The following is a 15,519-nucleotide window of genomic DNA, read 5'->3' as shown; positions in this document are numbered from 1 at the left end:
CCGCACTTTTTTTCCACCGCCAGAACGCATCTGCTACGAGTGGGATCGACGGTAGCGATCGGCCGGCGGCTGCCGGACACGATCGACGAGGGGTGACTCGAGGGGGAGACACATTTCCGCGCTCAGTCCCGATCGGTCGATCGTCTCGAAGCCGACGTTCTCGTAGACGGTAATCGCCCGCCGATTGTCGATCGCGACGGTGAGCCGGAGCGATTCGTGACCGCCAGCGTCGGCGTACGCGACGAGTTGCTCGAGCAGCTCCGTGCCGATACCCCGGTTCTGAAAGTCCGTGTGGACGAAGACGACAAACTCGGGCTCGACGGCGCTGGCCGGGGTAACGGCGAGATGGCCGACGAGCCGATCGCCAGACAGTGCCACCAGGTTCCAGCCGTCGGCCGTCAACGTCGCGAGCCAGTCCTCGATCCGGGACCGGGTGAGCGGGGGTAGTCCCATCGTCGAGACCGACTCGTCGAACTCCTCGTACATCGCCGCGAGCGCCTCGAAATCGGTCGCCCGGTACGGCCGAACCAGTGACGGAACGCCCCGCCCGTCGGTAAACCGTGGACACCGCGGGGGACAGTGAGGGGTTCCCTCGCACTCGGCGTTGTCCCAGGAGGAACAGCTGTCCGTCTTGCGTCGGGTGCTCATACCGACTGCTATGTTGAGACTCACCGTAAACGTTGGCGGGAACGTATTCGAGTGAGGCGTCCCGTTCCCGGCTATCCGTCGGTCGAGCCGACAGTGAGCGGAAACGTAGATTTTTATGACTAACGGCCGAACTGCCACTATGCACAGCGCATTAGTCGTGCTAACCGACGGAGACGAAGACGAAGACAGAGATGAACGGCTGCTAGACGCCGCGAACCGGTACGCGACCGGCACCGATACCGAGCTCGTCGTCTGCATGTTTATCGACCGGGACCAGTACCAGCAGGACGCCCGCAACGACGCGCGTGAGGGAAACCAGGCAACGACCATCGACATCATCGAGGAGGAGGCGAAGGCCGACGCGACGGCGGTTGCCGAGCGGGCGTTCAGCGACGACGTGACCGTCAGAACGCTCGGTGCGGCGGGGAGCTTGCCGAAGAAGATCATCGAGGTCGCGGACGAGGAGGACTGCGATCACGTGTTCGTCTCGGGACGGAAGCGGTCGCCGACGGGCAAGGCGCTGTTCGGCGACATCGCACAATCGGTCTTGCTCCGGTTCGACGGCCCGGCGACGGTAACGACGAAATCGAAGTGATCGCGAGGAAGGCGTAATCCGACGGCGTCGACTCGTTCTCGGCGGGGCTCGAGCGAACGAGACGGCCGGTACAGTTCGGTTCGTACCCGCGGTTACTCGCCGTTCGGTCGATAGTTCGCGGATCGCAACCATCGCGTGCCGTTGGCGATCCAGTGTCGTACCGATTCGGTCACTCGTCGTCGGGGGCCGGCGGGCTGTCCCACTCCGAGGCGTTGTCCTTCGGTTCGTACCCGAGGACTGCCTTCGCGTGCTCGATGCCGAACCAGCGAGCGTCGTTGTCGCTGACCGCGTAGAACGTATCGTAGGTCACCGTCTCGTCCTCGAGACAGCACTCGAGCAGATGTGCAAAGTCGCGTTGGGAGGTCCAGGAGGCTTTGAGCCGCTTGACCATTTCCTGGTATTCCTCGCTGCCTCGCTCCCACGAACCGGTCTGTGATTGGTCCCAGACCTCGTCGTCGTCACCGAGTTTGTGTTCCTCGCTGCGGTCGACGCCGCGTTCGGCGTCGCCGTAGGGATGATCGTACGCCGCCGTTCGGACGCTGGAGATGCGAAGCGAGTATACCTGGTTCGGCGCGCCGTCGCGGCGCGCGTGGGTGCGACAGATGTGCTCGCCGAACATCTTCGTTGCACCGTAGTAGCCGTCTGGCTTCGGCAACGTCTCGTGGGTGAGCCGCAGCGGGTCGTACTCGCTCGGATAGTCCTCCTCGTAGAGTTCGGGAGCGTGGTCCTCCTCGTAGAGGCCCATAACGCGCTGTGAAGAGGCGAAGATGAGTTTCTCCACGCCGGCGTCCTCCATCGCCTTCAGAACGTTGTACGTGCCGATGATGTTCGGATCCACGACGTCCTGAAAGTCAGCACCGGCGTCCGACTGCGCGGCGAGGTGGATGACAGCGTCCTGTCCGTCGAACGCCGGACGAATCGCCTCGTAGTCGGCGATGTCGGCGACGTGCGTCTCGTACTCCGGATGGTCGCTTCGGTTGAGAAACGTGAGTTCGTACCGGTCATCGTCCAGGAGATAATTGAGAATCGCTTCGCCAGCTTCTCCGTACGGGCCCGTAACGAGGACGCGCTGCTTAGCCATTGATACGGATGTCTATGAAAGAGGTGCATTTAAACTTTCCCCACGTGTCCGGGACTGCTCACAGTTCTGACACCGGCTGACTATCCTGATACGAATCGCGATTCCTCTTTCAACATCGTTGGATCAGCCGGCGAATAGCCGCGTTCTATTTACAGGTATAGGGTTGTAATTCAGTGCGAGAATTGCCCCGGTATCGCGGGAATTAATTCGACATGATTGAAACGCCACCGTTTTCCTCGAGGATATTGGCCCCGATACGGTCCGTATCCACATTCGACTCGAGACGGACTCCGTCGAGTCGATCGGTAGCCACTGTTCGAAAACCGTCGTCTCCGGACCGGTCGAAATCGTCGTCCTCGTCGGAATGGCGAACGACACTGGACAAAACGCCATCCAATCGTGCCCTAGCCTCAATATAAGTATATACATTCAAAAATTATATATCAAGAAAAGGGAGGGTCTGTACTTGGCTATCAATTCAAAATATAGAAAATGAATATACGCCCAGTATCCGTATAAAAGCCGTATGAGCGGTTTTCAGCGATAGTTCAGTATCGATCGATCACGCCACTGTGATCTCTCCATCATAGTGCCCTCTACGGATGTATATCTCCGTTATACAGCCCATATTAACTCAAATTGGAATATATTAGCCATGTATGGTGGCTTATATCCGATAAATACCATTATCTTCAAAGTATACTCTGGCGCCTCTCGATTGATAAATTTCTTGTCTGTTTCGATATTATGTCCTGTTTCATATGTATTCTATTCAGACGTGCTTTCGACCGTCTCGAGGACGTTCTATCGTGGATCGTTCCGCGCAGGGCCGACGGTTTCACAGACGAATGAAAGCCGATCGCTCACCGGCAACTGACGGCGGAGGCAGTACGATCGACGGTGACCGTAGCGGACGTCCGATCGAGATACAAAACACAGCGCTATCGGCGGGACGCTCGTGAACGAAACGGGATGTCGTCGCGGCTCGATACTGCGTTCGTTAGGCCATTCCGATGGTCTCCTCGGCCTCGAGGAGCTCGTGGTACCGGTTTCGAATCGTCACTTCGGAGATGTCGGCGACATCGCTTACGGCTGCCTGGGTGGTCTTCTCGTTCGTCAGGAGCGCGGCGGCGTAGACCGCGGCGGCCGCGAGGCCGACCGGCGACTTGCCCGAGTGGACGCCCTTCTCCTTGGCGTTCTGGAGCAGCGAGCGCGCGCGGTGCTCGGCCTCGTCGGAGAGCTCGAGTCCCGAGGCGAAGCGGGGGACGTAGCTCTCGGGGTCGGCAGGCTGGACCTCGAGGCCCAGTTCGCGGACCACGTAGCGGTAGGTGCGCGCGATCTCGTTTTTCTCGACGCGGGAGACGTCCGCGATCTCGTCGAGGCTCCGGGGGACGCCGGCCTGGCGGGCGGCGGCGTAGACGCAGGCCGTCGAGACGCCTTCGATCGATCGGCCCGGCAGCAGGTCCTCGTCGAGCGCGCGCCGGTAGATGACGCTGGCGGTCTCGCGGACGTTCGTCGGGAGGCCGAGCGCGGAGGCCATCCGGTCGATTTCGCCCAGCGCCTGCTTCAGGTTGCGCTCCTTCGAGTCGCGGGTACGAAAGCGCTCGTTCCACTTGCGCAGGCGCTGCATCTTCTCCCGTTGCCGGGATCCCAGCGAGTTCCCGTAGGCGTCCTTGTTCCGCCAGTCGATGTTCGTCGAGAGCCCCTTGTCGTGCATCGTGTTCGTCGTGGGCGCGCCCACGCGGGACTTCTCGTTCTTCTCGGCGGCGTCGAAGGCCCGCCACTCGGGGCCGCGGTCGACCGAGTCCTCCTCGACGACCAGTCCGCAGTCCTCACAGACCGTCTCGCCGTGTTCGTCGTCGACGACGAGGTTGCCCGCACACTCAGGGCAGGCCAGATCCTCTTGCTCGCTTTCGGTCTCTTGTTCGTTCGTTTCGGGTTCGCTACGTCGTACTCTCGTGTTCGATGGTGCGTTAGTCATACGATGGCGATTGCTGGCCGGCCGAACTGATCGCAAAAGCCCGGACGGATCCGTTACCTTCCACGTTCAGACACTCGAGGTTTAATAGTTTCGAAATCTCGGCCGGAAATCCCGTCAAATTGGATAATTCGACGAATAATCATGTGAGATCGCCCCAGTAAAACGAAGCGACGCTGAAACGGTGCCTCCAACTTCGTCCCGTTCGAATAGGCGGTATGGAACTCGCAGTCGGCAGTACGAACCCGGTCAAGATCACCGCCGTCGAGCGAACGCTCGAGCGATACGAACCGAGCGTGACCGCCGTCGCCGTCGACTCCGGGGTGAGCGAGCAGCCGCGATCGATCGAGGAGACCGTCAGGGGTGCCGAGAATCGGGCCCGACGGGCGCTCGCGGGGACCGACGCCGACTTCGGGGTCGGTCTCGAGGGCGGCGTCGCTCGGCTCGAGGGAGCGCCGGGGCTCTCGTTGATCATGTGGGGTGCCGTCACCGACGGGGATCGAACCGAGCGCGGCGGCGGCCCGACACTTCGTCTCCCAGATACCGTCGCCGAGCAGGTCGCGGACGGCTCGGAGCTGGGTCCGGTGATGGACGACCTGCTCGGGACCGAGGGCGTCGCCGAGTCCAACGGGGCCGCCGGCGCGCTCACCGCCGGACTGACCGATCGGACGCGAGCGCTCGGTCAGGCAGTTGCGTCCTCGTTCGGCCCGTTCGTAACAGCGTATTACGACGCGGACGACTGACGATCGCTCCCGCACGCGGTCGCGTTCGCTGCTCTCCGCTCGGTCCCCGACCGGATCCCGTCGCCCGGAAACCGTCACGGACAAACGATAGTCGCGGGGTGATATATATTAACCGGACGTACCAACGAAAGCTTTCCACCCGGTTATTGATTGCTTACTGCCGGTGAAAACCGCATGACTGCAGCGGGTTAACCGGACGTACCAAACCCCCTAAGGCCGTTCCTATCTTCCGGCCGTGTATGAGCACTGCAATGGCCCCCGACCTCACGAGCAAACAACAGCAGATTCTGGAGTACCTCCGAAACAACGCGGCGACGAAGTCGTACTTCAAATCTCGCCTCATCGGCAAAGAGCTCGGTATGACGGCGAAAGAGGTCGGCTCGAACATCACCGCACTCCAGGAGGGCGACTACGATGTCGAGATCGAAAAGTGGGGGTATTCCTCGAGTACCACCTGGAAAGTCGACATATAACGCCGCATCGTCGGCTCGATCCCGTGCGCTCGTAATTTACTGATCGTTTGGAACGACGAGCAACGGCTGGCAGCGATGCCGAACGTTCTTTTTCCTGTGGTCCCTCTCCCCACGATGAATGACGGCCGTCCTGTTCGACATGGACGGGGTCATCCTCGATGGCCCCGGGACCGATCCGCAGGTGTACGCAGACGCGGCCGACGCCGCCCTCGCCGAACTGGGTGCCGAGCCGACGGCGGCCCAACGTCGTGACTTCAGCAATCACGACCACGAGCGGATCCGAACGCACTGTGAGGCACTCGACATCGATCCGGCACGGTTCTGGGAACTGAAAGAATCCTACGCCTCGAGGGGAACCCACGACCGACTACGCTCGGGCGAGCGCGGCACCTACGACGATATCGACGCGATCCGCGAGTTGGGCGAGCAGACTGCGATCGGTCTCGTCACCAACAACCGGCAGGAAACAGCCGAGTTCGTCGCCGACCGGTTCGGATTCGACTTCGACGTCGTCCGCGGGCGAGATCCGACGTTCGAGGGATACGAGCGGCGCAAGCCCGATCCCTACTACATCGAGGACGCGCTCGATCGACTCGATATCACGGACGGGCTCTACGTCGGCGACTCCCCGAAAGACATCACGGCCGGCCGGGCGGCCGGCCTCGAGACCGCGTTCCTCCGACGGCCGCACAATCGCGAGCGCGAGCGACCGCCGAACGCGACCGACGAGATCGAGTCGCTGACCGAGTTGCTGTCGCTGGTCGACTAGTCGGCCCGAAGGCGAGTAACTACTCGTTACCGGCGGAAAATCCGTTATCCCTGGTACTCGAGGTACTGATCCGCGTCTCGAGCGAGCGTGCGCGCGCGGTCGCCGAAGGAGTCCGCGTGGCCGACGACGAGCACCAGCACCGTCTCCGGCCGTTCGACAGCGTAGCCGTCGTCGCGCGAGAGGAGTCCGGCCTCCTCGAGTTCGCCGGCGTACTTGCTCACCGTCGGCGCCGAGACGTCGAGCGCGTCGGCGAGATCGCCGGCGGTGGCGTCGGCGTTCAAGAGGAGTTCGATCAGCATCCCGCGGGGCGTCTCCCGTCGGAGGTAGCCGAGTGCGCCCTTCTCGAACTCGTCGAATCGATCGGCGGTGACGAACCGCTTGTAGTCGCCGTCTCGATAGCGCTCGATGGCGTCGAGTTCCTCGAGCCGGCGCAGGTGGTGTTGAGTCTCGCCGGTACCCAGTTGCAGGTCGTCGCGGATCTTCGAGAAGTGCGCACCGGGCGTCGTGGAGAGATAGCCCGCAATCGCGTCGCGCGCGTCGCTTTCACCCGTATCAGCCGCCGCTGAATCCGATCGTCCGACCAGCGGGGAGGCGGCGCCGAGGGCGGCGAATCGGCGCAGGGTCGCTCGTTTATCGTCGTCGACCCCATCGGATCCTGTCATACCTACCTACTGTCTCCAAGGACGCGGCCCGTAAAACAGGTTTCGCTCCGCTTTGTTCTCCGAGGAGTACTGGTTAGGGATTCAATACGTGGGTCGAATCGACGGACGAAGCGGAGGAGAGACGACTCGCCGTCGTTACCGTCCGGGCTCGAGACGGGAGACGGCTCGAGACCGGGTCGAGTGTGGTGTGTGTATGAGCACCGCTCGAGGGTTCGCGACACAAACTGCGAAACAAGCGTTGCGAGGCGACCCGAACGGCGACTGTGAACCGATCCTGCACCGACCGTGTCGCGCGCGGGTCGTGGCCGTTCAGTCGGTCGTCGACGACTCGTCCGCCTCGTCGGCGGGCATCTCGGTGCCGCCGTCGGCCTGGCTCTGGAAGTCCTGATCCATCTCCTCGATGACTTCGTCGGGATCGGAGATGTTCGCCGGATCCTTCCCTTCCTTGATGGCCTGGGCTTCCTGTTCCATCGCTTCGACATCCATATCCGCTTCCTGGTCGATCTCGCCGATGATCTCGGCGATATCGTCCAGGCCGATCAGTTCGCGGGTCTCGTCGTCGAACTCGCGGCTCTCGAGTTCCGAACCGTCCTCCTCGACGTCACTACCCGAGAGGTGCTTGCCGTAGCGGCCGACAAGCGAGGTGAGTTCCTGGGGCATGACGAACGTCGTCGACTCACCCTGACCGATGTCGCCGAGCGTCTCCATTCCCTTGTCGATGATCGCACGTTCGCCCATCGACTCCGCGGAGCGGGCGCGCAACACGGTCGAAATCGAGTCACCTTGCGCCTCGAGGATCTGACTCTGCTTTTCACCCTGGGCGCGGATGATCTCGCTCTGTTTGTCACCTTCGGCCTTCTCGACGGCGCTGCGGCGTTCACCTTGCGCCTCGAGGATCATCGCACGGCGTTTCCGCTCGGCGGAGGTCTGTTGCTCCATCGCGCGCTGGACGTCCTTCGAGGGGTTGACCTCGCGGACCTCGACGCTCTCGACGCGGATCCCCCACTCGTCAGTGGGCTCGTCGAGTTCGGTGCGGATGCGGGCGTTGATCTCCTGACGTTTGTTCAGTGTGTCGTCGAGTTCCATGTCACCCAGCACGGCACGGAGCGTCGTCTGGGCGAGATTCGAGACGGCGCGCTTGTAGTCGTCGACCTGCAGGAACGCCTTCTTGGCGTCCATCACCTTGATGTAGACGACGGCGTCGGCCGTTACCGGCGAGTTGTCGCGCGTAATCGCTTCCTGCCGGGGGACGTCCAGCGTCTGGGTTCGCATATCGAACGCGTACGTGTTCGAGACGAACGGCGGGACGAAGTTGATCCCCGGCTCGAGCAGCTTGCGGTACTCGCCGAAGACGGTGAGGGCGCGTTTCTCGTAGGCGTTGACGATCTCGATCGCGCTGAGTAAGGCGGCGATAACGACGACGAGGACGAGGGCACCGACGACTAACAGGGCAGCGCCGGCTGTCTGCATTGGAACCAATGGTACCACCATGTTCCGGAGTTACGGGGGTGGGGAGAAAAGCGTTCCCTTATTTCGGCAACATATGCGACATAGTCGCACGGATTATCCCGACTGCTCGGTCTCCGTTTCGGAGACCGACTCGTCGATGTCGTCCGCGTCGGGTTCAGACACCGGCGCGTCGATATCGTCCACCTCAGTTTCCGCCGTCGGTTTGTCGCCGACGCTGCCGGTCTCGTCGGCACTCGCTCCATCGTCGGAGTCGGACGCCGCGTCCTGTGCGAGCGCGCGATCGATCTCGTCCTCGCCGATCGCACTGACGGATTCGACCGTTAGCACGTTTCCGCCACCCGGATCGAGGACGATGACCTCCTCGCCCTCCTCGATCGTGCCGTCGGTCGTCCGCGCGCTGTAGTAGGGGGCGAACCCGCCCTCGTCGAGTTTGACTTCGCCGCTTCGGGTCGTGACGGTCTTGGTAACGTACCCCGTGCGCCCGGAAAGCGAGTCAGAATCCGTCGTCCGACCGGACCCCTTCCCGCCGTAGAAGTCGAACTCCCGGTAGACGTACGCCGCGGCGAGTCCGATCACGAGCGTCAGCCCCGCCAGCACGAGCACGTTCGCCACCGGCGGAAAGAGAAGCCCGATGAGTCCGGCACCGACCAGCGCGATTCCGATAACGATGAGGTGGGCACCCGGCGAGAGGGCCTCGAGGACCATCAACACGAGTCCCGCAACCAGCAACAACAGCGGTATGTTCCCCACGAGAGATTCGACCATGTACGAGGGTTGGGGCTTGTCCCGATTAAATGTTTACCGCATTTCACAAGTGATTTTATCGAGACGACAAAGAGCGACTCCGAGGGTGACCCCGATTTCGAAGCCAAATCGGCGTTTTAAACGGCCCGGCGACGACACGCCGAAACGGAACCGTCAGGCAATAATCATTACGAGTCGGACGATGACGAGCATCATCGCGACCGCACCCAGGAGCACGAACAGCGCGTTCTCGAGGTCCGGATCGCCGCCCTCGATCGGCGTCGAACTCGCTTCGGGCCCGTATTCGTCGTCCTCGAACGCGTCGTCCTCGTCGGTCTCTCGGTCGTCGCTCCCGCCGGAGAGGTCGATGGGGATCCGGTCCCAGCCCTCATCGGGGTCATCTCGGTCCGTCTGATCGCCGTCGTTCGGTCGGTCGAGCCGATCGGGGTCACCCCATTCGTCGTCGCCGGACGCACCCCACTCGTCGTCCCCGCTCCCGGACGATTCATCTCTCATACTCGTCCGTATTGGTCCAGTCGTCAAAAAGCCGCGGTCCGACCGTCGGCCGCGACCGAGTCGGTTCAGGGTCGCTCGGGCTGGTCACCGATATCTCCGCCGTAGACGATGCCGCGTTCGGCGTCGACGGTGATCGTCTCGCCGTCCCGTAGCTCCGTGATGTCGGCATCGCTGATCATCGGGATCCCCAGTTCGCGCGCGACCAGCGCCGGATAACCGGTCATTCCCCGCTCGGCGTTGACGATGCCTGCGATCCGTCCCGTCTCGCCCGCGAACTCCTCGTCGAACGCCGCGGGGAGAGCGAGGATCGCTCCCTCGGGCACGTCCGAGAGGTCGCCGTCCGATAGGCGGACGAGCGGTCCGGTCGCTCGGCCCTCGACGACGACCTGTCCCGTCGTCAGCGCGTCGGCGGCGACGTGGACCTTCAGCATGTTCGTCGTGTTCGCCCCCTCGAGATCGGTCATCATACCACAGAGGACGACGACGGTGTCCCCGCTCTCGGCGACGCCGGCGTCCAGTGCGGCCTGGACCGCCTTCTCGACGACGGCGTCGGCGCCCTGATCCGAGACGTTCGCGTACAGCGGGGTCACGCCCCACGTCAGCGCGAGTTGGCGGCGCACCGACTGGCTCGGCGTCGAGGCCACGACCGGCACACCGGGGCGATACTTTGCCGTCTTCAGCGCGGTGTAGCCGGACTCCGTCGCGGCGACAACCGCGTCAGCGCCGATATCACGCGCCAAAAAGCGCGCGGAGCGAGCCAGCGCATCCGTCCGGGCATCACCCGAAGCGGGCACGCGCTGCTCGAGCAACTCCGCGTGTTCGTCGGATCCTTCGACCTCGCGGACGATGCTGTCCATCGCGTCAACGACGGCGATCGGGTGATCACCGACCGCCGTTTCGGCCGACAACATGATCGCGTCGGTGCCGTCGAGGACGGCGTTGGCCACGTCCGAGGCCTCCGCGCGCGTCGGCCGTCGAGCGTGGACCATCGAGTCGAGCATCTCCGTCGCGGTGATGACCGGCCGGCCCGCCTCGCGGCACTTGCGGATGACCCGCTTTTGGATCATCGGCACGTCCTCCATCGGACACTCGACGCCGAGGTCGCCGCGCGCGACCATCACACCGTAGGCGGCATCGATGATCTCGTCTAAGTTTTCGACCGCGCCGGCGCGTTCGATCTTCGCGATGATCGGAATGTCTGCACCCGCTTCCTCGAGGACCTCGCCGACCTCGTAGACGTCGTCGGCGTCCCGGACGAAACTCGCCGCGACGAAGTCGACCCCTTTCTCGGCGGCCAACTCGAGGTCCCGTTGGTCTTTCTCGGTGACGACGTCGAGTTCGAGTTCGACGCCGGGAACGTTGACTCCCTTGCGGCCGCCCAACTCGCCGCCGGTGTCGACCCGTGCGCGAACGGCGTCGCTCTCGTGAGCAGCGCGCGTCTCGCGCCCGAGGACGGTCGTCTCGATCAGGCCGTCGTCGAGCAGGATCCGGTCCCCCGGCTCAACGGCATCGATCGACACCGAGAGCCCGACCACGTTCGACGTCGCCTCCTCGCCCTCGACGAACCGAATTTCGGCCCCGGTCTCGAGGGACACCGTCTCGCCGTCGGGCAGCGGCGCGGTCCGAATCTCGGGGCCTTTCGTGTCGAGCATGACAGCGACGGGCTCCGTTCGCTCCTCGTCGACCGCGCGGACCCGATCGATCAGGTCGGCGCGATCCTCGGAGCTGCCGTGACTCGCGTTCAGCCGCGCGACGGACATCCCGGCCGCGGCAAGGTCTCGGATCGCCTCGCGATCGTTCGACGCCGGCCCCAGCGTACAGACGATCTTCGCATTTCTCATGTCGGACGATACTGCCAGCATCGCCTAAAAGATGGCCTCTTACTCGCGGCCGAGTTCCCGTCTCGGCGGCTCGTCGTTGAGCCCGTCGTCTGCCATCTCGACCGTCGTTGACGAGGCCTGATGGGATCGTCACGTCGACGACGGTGCCACCGAGTTCCGGCGCTCGAGTCAGTCCGCGGGCCGCTCGAGCAGCCGAGTGACGCGCTCGCCGCTGACGACTTCGGGGATGACGACCTCGTCGGCTCCGGCCTCTCGCGCGACCGACTCGTAGACCTCGTCGCCGACGCGGACGAGGATCTCGGCCGAGGACGCGGCCGTCCCGCTGACGATCGCGATCTGGATGTTGACGTTCGAGTCGTCGATCGCGGCGACGAGTTTCGTCGCCCGATCGACCCCGGCGGTTCGCAGCACCTGTTCCCGTCTGGCGTCGCCCTCCACGAGGAGGTGGCCGTCCTCCCGGGCTCGTTCCGCGTTATCCGCGTCTATCTCGATGACGACGACCGCTCGGCCCGCCTCGGCGAGCCGGTTTGCGACCGTCCGTCCGAACATGCCGTAGCCACAGACGATAACATGATCGTCGCTGTTTCGGATTCGTCGTTGCATCGTTGCTCGTGATACCTCCGTGGAAATCCGTCCCCCGAACAGTTCGGTGACGACCGTCTCGCCGATCCACAGCCCCGAGAGGACGAGTCCGACCGTCACCACCACGGCGTAGGCCTTCGTCGATCGTTCGGGACCAGCGTGTGCCTCGAAGTGCAGATCGATACTCGTCGGATCGATCATCCAGAACGCCGCCTCCACGAGGCCGACGTTCCCGAGCATCGCATAGCCCAGGATCCCCGTTACGACGATCGCAACGAAGACGCCGATCGGTGCGACCATCTGGCGCAGGATCGGTCGATTCCCGAGAGTTGGTATGCTATCGGGGAACACAGTTAACGATCTATATCGGCATACAAATAGCTATCTGAGATGGTTTTTAATACACGTTTGTCCCACTATCTATGGAAATAGCGAGCATATGATGGGGGAGCTTTGCGAGCCACCGAACCGACGGAGATCGATCTCGAAATCGTCTCGACCACCGTCTCGGACTACCGGACTCCTCGAGACAACCTCGAGAGCAACCCCAACAGTACCCGGCTATGCGCCAGAGAGTCCACTCGCAGTCGCTTTCGGCTCGAGGGGAGAAGTGCGGCGTCGGGCCGACCGAGCGTTCCTCACCAGAGACCGGCGAGATTGCCGAGTGCCATGACGGTAAACAGCGACAGCGCTAGCACCACTAGCGCCGAGACCTCCGCTGATTCGGGAGTTGTCGGTATCTGGGTGAGCCTGTGAGACTGCGCGCCCGTCCTGATGGATTCCCATACGCTGCCGCTACCCTGTGACATACAATAGCATTATCTAGCATCTGTAATAGAAGTATTTGAGCCCGATTGACAACTTGCGGTGTGAGACGGGAAATAGCACCGAACGAATCGGACAACGAATCGGACGCTGTCCCAAATCGACGCTGAAAAGTAGTTGTCAGTTCGGTGACTGCCCCTTCGTCACCGTCTCGACGCGCTTCGGATTCCCATCGGTCACGCCACGAACGCATCTGGACGTATTCCCGCTACCAGAACGACGCGATCACGGAACGACGCGATCACGGGACGACGCGATCACAGAACGACGCGATCACAGAACGACGCGATCACAGAACGACGCGATCACGGAACGACGCGATCACGGGACGACGCGATCACGGGACGACGCGATCACGGGACGACGCGATCACAGAACGACGCGATCACAGAACGACGCGATCACGATTCGATGCCAGTTCGTGATTATTTGATTTTTTCGCCGACTGCGGCGTCGCCGTGGGTCGTCAACAGGTCCGCCTCCTCGCCGGCCGCGAGGATCATACCGTTGGATTCGACGCCGAACAGTTCGGCCTTTTCCATGTTCGCGAGCAACACGCACTTCGTCCCCGGCAACTCCTCGAGGTCGTGAAGTTGCTTGATCCCCGCGACGATCTGTCGCGTTTCGAAGCCGATGTCGACTTCGAGGCGCGCGAGGTCGTCCGCGCCCTCGATCCCCTCGGCCGTCTCGATTCGGCCGACGCGGATGTCGAGGTCCTGGAAGTCGTCGAAGCCGATCCGGTCGTCGGCCAGCGCCTCGAGGTCGTCGGTGTCCGTCATACCGCCTGATTCGTCCCCTGCGGTGTCGTCGCTTTCGGTTTCGGCTGCGTCGTCCGTCTCATCGTCGCCGTCCGTGGCCGCGTCGACGCGCTCCTCGAGCTTTTCGGTCAGTTCCACGACGCGGTCGTCCTCGATCTTCTCGAAGAGTTCACCCGGTTCGTCGAAGCTCCGCGGCGGGGCCTCGAGCGCGTCCTCGAGATGGGCGTCGGCAACGTCGCCGTCCTCGCCGATCTGCGCCCAGAGGTCCTGCGATTTGTCGGGGGTGATCGGCTCGAGGAGGACGCCGACGGCCTTGGCGAGCTGGACGCAGTCGCGGATGACCTGTGCGGCCCGCTCGGGCTCGTCGTCGGTGAGCTTCCAGGGCTCGTTGCGCTGGATGTACTCGTTGCCGAACTGGGCGAGTTGCGTCGCGGCCTGGCCGACCCCGCGCATGGAGTAGTCGTTGACGCTCTCGCGGACGTCGCCGATGGCTCCCTCGATGCGCTCGCGGACTTCCTCGGAGACGTCCGTCTCCGGCGTGCCCTCGTAGTTGCGGTAGGCAAAGAGCAGCGAGCGGTACCAGAAGTTGCCGACAGTACCCACTAACTCGCCGTTGACTTTCTCCTGGAAGGCGTCCCAGGAGAAGTCGACGTCCTGTTGGAGGCCCCCGGTCGTCGTGAGGTAGTAGCGCAGCAGGTCGGGGTGGAACCCCTCCTCGAGGTACTCCTTGGCCCAGATCGCTCGATTTCGGCTCGTCGAGAGCCCCTTTCCGTTGATCGTGATGAAGCCGGTCGCGGCGATCCCGCGGGGCTTGTTGTAGCCCGCGCCCTCGAGCATCGCCGGCCAGAAGATCGCGTGGTGCTGGATGATGTCCCGGCCAATGATGTGCATGATCTCACCATCACCCGTCCAGACCTGCTCCCAGTCGTACTCATCCGCGCCGACGCGCTCGGAGTACTGCTTCGTACTCGAGATGTACTCGATCGGGGCGTCGACCCAGACGTAGAGGACGAGGTCGTCGCCGTCGGCGGTTTCATCGCTGGGGTAGTCGATCCCCCAGTCCATATCCCGCGTGATACACCAGTCCTGCAGGCCGTCTTCGATCCACTGCCGTGGCTGGTTGCGCGCGTTCGACGTTCCCTCGAGCCCGTCCAAAAACTCGGTGAGGAAATCGGTGAACTCGGAGACCTCGAAGAACTTGTGGCTCCGCTCGCGATACTCCGCGGGGTTGCCCGTGATCGTGCTCGTGGGATCCTCGACTTCGCCCGGTTCGAGGTGGCGCTGACAGCCCTCGTCGCACTCGTCGCCGCGGGCTTTCGCGCCGCAGTAGGGACAGGTTCCCTCAACGTAGCGGTCGGGGAGGTACTGGTCGGCCTCGGGATCGTAGGCGACCTGGATTTCCTTCTCGTAGATGTAGCCCTCGTCGTCCAGCGTGCGGACGATCTCCTGAGTGAGTTCGGTGTTCGTCTCGTCGTGGGTGTGGCCGTAGTTGTCGAAGTCGACGTTGAACTTCGGGAACGTCTCCTCGTACTGTTCGTGCCACTCCAGCGCGAAGTCTTCCGGGTCGACGCCCTGCTGTTCAGCGTTGACCGCGACCGGCGTCCCGTGCATGTCCGATCCGCAGACGTAGATGGAGTCCTGGCCCAGCGTCTCGAGCGCTCGATTGAACGCGTCCGCGCCGATGTACCCCCGAAGGTGACCGATGTGCAGGTCGCCGTTGGCGTAGGGCAACCCGCAGGTCACGACGGCGGGTTCGTCCGTCGGAAACTCGTCGTGGCTCATGGTCGTCACGTTGCGCTGCCGGGCGTAAAACCCGCCGGTTTCGATCGCTCGA

Annotated in this window: 15 protein-coding genes; 4 read left to right on the top strand and 11 right to left on the bottom strand. The window is 63.0% G+C overall.

The window, feature by feature from the left end; genetic code table 11:
• Positions 1–33: 33 nt before the first annotated feature.
• Positions 34–648 (bottom strand): N-acetyltransferase family protein, encoded by a 615-nt coding sequence (locus tag ACEWFR_RS06720; protein ID WP_374060296.1) that lies wholly within the window; start codon positions 646–648, stop codon positions 34–36.
• A 139-nt stretch (positions 649–787) separates the two neighbouring features.
• Here ACEWFR_RS06720 and ACEWFR_RS06715 point away from each other — a divergent pair, with 139 nt between their 5' ends.
• Positions 788–1,243, top strand: coding sequence for a universal stress protein (locus ACEWFR_RS06715; RefSeq protein WP_374060295.1), 456 nt, complete (start codon positions 788–790; stop codon positions 1,241–1,243).
• A gap of 169 nt (positions 1,244–1,412) precedes the next feature.
• On the opposite strand, the gene ACEWFR_RS06710 is transcribed toward ACEWFR_RS06715, so the two are convergent.
• Together ACEWFR_RS06710 and ACEWFR_RS06705 are read right to left on the bottom strand one after the other, a co-directional pair.
• Positions 1,413–2,324: an NAD-dependent epimerase/dehydratase family protein gene (locus ACEWFR_RS06710; RefSeq protein WP_374060294.1), complete on the bottom strand. Its 912-nt coding sequence runs from the start codon at positions 2,322–2,324 to the stop codon at positions 1,413–1,415.
• A 1,000-nt stretch (positions 2,325–3,324) separates the two neighbouring features.
• On the bottom strand, positions 3,325–4,305 hold the full coding sequence (locus ACEWFR_RS06705; RefSeq protein WP_097380621.1) for a transcription initiation factor IIB family protein: 981 nt from the start codon (positions 4,303–4,305) through the stop codon (positions 3,325–3,327).
• A 215-nt stretch (positions 4,306–4,520) separates the two neighbouring features.
• Between ACEWFR_RS06705 and yjjX the strand changes: the two genes are divergently transcribed.
• The 3 genes from yjjX to ACEWFR_RS06690 all read left to right on the top strand — a co-directional run bounded on the left by yjjX (position 4,521) and on the right by ACEWFR_RS06690 (position 6,287).
• Positions 4,521–5,045 carry an inosine/xanthosine triphosphatase gene (yjjX, locus tag ACEWFR_RS06700; RefSeq protein ID WP_374060293.1) on the top strand — a complete coding sequence of 175 codons (525 nt, stop codon included), beginning with the start codon at positions 4,521–4,523 and terminating at the stop codon, positions 5,043–5,045.
• 251 nt (positions 5,046–5,296) lie between these two features.
• Positions 5,297–5,518: a hypothetical protein gene (locus ACEWFR_RS06695; RefSeq protein WP_098724641.1), complete on the top strand. Its 222-nt coding sequence runs from the start codon at positions 5,297–5,299 to the stop codon at positions 5,516–5,518.
• 118 nt (positions 5,519–5,636) lie between these two features.
• Positions 5,637–6,287 (top strand): HAD family hydrolase, encoded by a 651-nt coding sequence (locus ACEWFR_RS06690; protein WP_374060292.1) that lies wholly within the window; start codon positions 5,637–5,639, stop codon positions 6,285–6,287.
• 44 nt (positions 6,288–6,331) lie between these two features.
• Here ACEWFR_RS06690 and ACEWFR_RS06685 read toward each other — a convergent pair whose 3' ends face one another.
• From ACEWFR_RS06685 to metG, 8 genes are all read right to left on the bottom strand, one after another.
• A complete protein-coding gene (locus tag ACEWFR_RS06685) occupies positions 6,332–6,949 on the bottom strand; it encodes a MarR family transcriptional regulator (protein ID WP_226040275.1) in 618 nt (205 codons plus the stop codon).
• A 309-nt stretch (positions 6,950–7,258) separates the two neighbouring features.
• Positions 7,259–8,440, bottom strand: coding sequence for an SPFH domain-containing protein (locus tag ACEWFR_RS06680; RefSeq protein ID WP_374060291.1), 1,182 nt, complete (start codon positions 8,438–8,440; stop codon positions 7,259–7,261).
• Positions 8,441–8,512: 72 nt separating this feature from the next.
• Positions 8,513–9,184, bottom strand: coding sequence for an NfeD family protein (locus tag ACEWFR_RS06675; protein WP_374060290.1), 672 nt, complete (start codon positions 9,182–9,184; stop codon positions 8,513–8,515).
• 153 nt (positions 9,185–9,337) lie between these two features.
• Positions 9,338–9,679, bottom strand: coding sequence for a hypothetical protein (locus ACEWFR_RS06670; protein WP_374060289.1), 342 nt, complete (start codon positions 9,677–9,679; stop codon positions 9,338–9,340).
• A gap of 65 nt (positions 9,680–9,744) precedes the next feature.
• Positions 9,745–11,520: a pyruvate kinase gene (pyk, locus tag ACEWFR_RS06665; protein WP_374060288.1), complete on the bottom strand. Its 1,776-nt coding sequence runs from the start codon at positions 11,518–11,520 to the stop codon at positions 9,745–9,747.
• Between the two features lie 168 nt (positions 11,521–11,688).
• Complete coding sequence (locus ACEWFR_RS06660; protein WP_374060287.1) at positions 11,689–12,402, bottom strand: TrkA family potassium uptake protein; 714 nt, start codon at positions 12,400–12,402, stop codon at positions 11,689–11,691.
• A gap of 338 nt (positions 12,403–12,740) precedes the next feature.
• Positions 12,741–12,911, bottom strand: coding sequence for a hypothetical protein (locus ACEWFR_RS06655; RefSeq protein ID WP_374060286.1), 171 nt, complete (start codon positions 12,909–12,911; stop codon positions 12,741–12,743).
• Between the two features lie 441 nt (positions 12,912–13,352).
• Positions 13,353–15,467, bottom strand: a complete 2,115-nt coding sequence (gene metG, locus ACEWFR_RS06650) for a methionine--tRNA ligase (protein WP_374060285.1) — start codon at positions 15,465–15,467, stop codon at positions 13,353–13,355.
• Positions 15,468–15,519: the final 52 nt, after the last annotated feature.

The sequence above is a fragment of the Natrinema sp. H-ect4 genome, from assembly GCF_041894845.1.
GTDB lineage: Archaea > Halobacteriota > Halobacteria > Halobacteriales > Natrialbaceae > Natrinema.
The sequence above is the reverse complement of the archived record's forward strand: the minus strand, read 5'-3'. Positions and strand labels throughout refer to the sequence as shown.

What these genes read in the sequence shown, in the direction of transcription:
- ACEWFR_RS06720 (WP_374060296.1), bottom strand. Translation starts at nt 648, where the DNA reads ATGAGCACCCGACGCAAGACGGACAGCTGTTCCTCCTGGGACAACGCC.
- ACEWFR_RS06715 (WP_374060295.1), top strand. Translation starts at nt 788, where the DNA reads ATGCACAGCGCATTAGTCGTGCTAACCGACGGAGACGAAGACGAAGAC.
- ACEWFR_RS06710 (WP_374060294.1), bottom strand. Translation starts at nt 2,324, where the DNA reads ATGGCTAAGCAGCGCGTCCTCGTTACGGGCCCGTACGGAGAAGCTGGC.
- ACEWFR_RS06705 (WP_097380621.1), bottom strand. Translation starts at nt 4,305, where the DNA reads ATGACTAACGCACCATCGAACACGAGAGTACGACGTAGCGAACCCGAA.
- yjjX (WP_374060293.1), top strand. Translation starts at nt 4,521, where the DNA reads ATGGAACTCGCAGTCGGCAGTACGAACCCGGTCAAGATCACCGCCGTC.
- ACEWFR_RS06695 (WP_098724641.1), top strand. Translation starts at nt 5,297, where the DNA reads ATGGCCCCCGACCTCACGAGCAAACAACAGCAGATTCTGGAGTACCTC.
- ACEWFR_RS06690 (WP_374060292.1), top strand. Translation starts at nt 5,637, where the DNA reads ATGACGGCCGTCCTGTTCGACATGGACGGGGTCATCCTCGATGGCCCC.
- ACEWFR_RS06685 (WP_226040275.1), bottom strand. Translation starts at nt 6,949, where the DNA reads ATGACAGGATCCGATGGGGTCGACGACGATAAACGAGCGACCCTGCGC.
- ACEWFR_RS06680 (WP_374060291.1), bottom strand. Translation starts at nt 8,440, where the DNA reads ATGGTGGTACCATTGGTTCCAATGCAGACAGCCGGCGCTGCCCTGTTA.
- ACEWFR_RS06675 (WP_374060290.1), bottom strand. Translation starts at nt 9,184, where the DNA reads ATGGTCGAATCTCTCGTGGGGAACATACCGCTGTTGTTGCTGGTTGCG.
- ACEWFR_RS06670 (WP_374060289.1), bottom strand. Translation starts at nt 9,679, where the DNA reads ATGAGAGATGAATCGTCCGGGAGCGGGGACGACGAGTGGGGTGCGTCC.
- pyk (WP_374060288.1), bottom strand. Translation starts at nt 11,520, where the DNA reads ATGAGAAATGCGAAGATCGTCTGTACGCTGGGGCCGGCGTCGAACGAT.
- ACEWFR_RS06660 (WP_374060287.1), bottom strand. Translation starts at nt 12,402, where the DNA reads ATGGTCGCACCGATCGGCGTCTTCGTTGCGATCGTCGTAACGGGGATC.
- ACEWFR_RS06655 (WP_374060286.1), bottom strand. Translation starts at nt 12,911, where the DNA reads ATGTCACAGGGTAGCGGCAGCGTATGGGAATCCATCAGGACGGGCGCG.
- metG (WP_374060285.1), bottom strand. Translation starts at nt 15,467, where the DNA reads ATGAGCCACGACGAGTTTCCGACGGACGAACCCGCCGTCGTGACCTGC.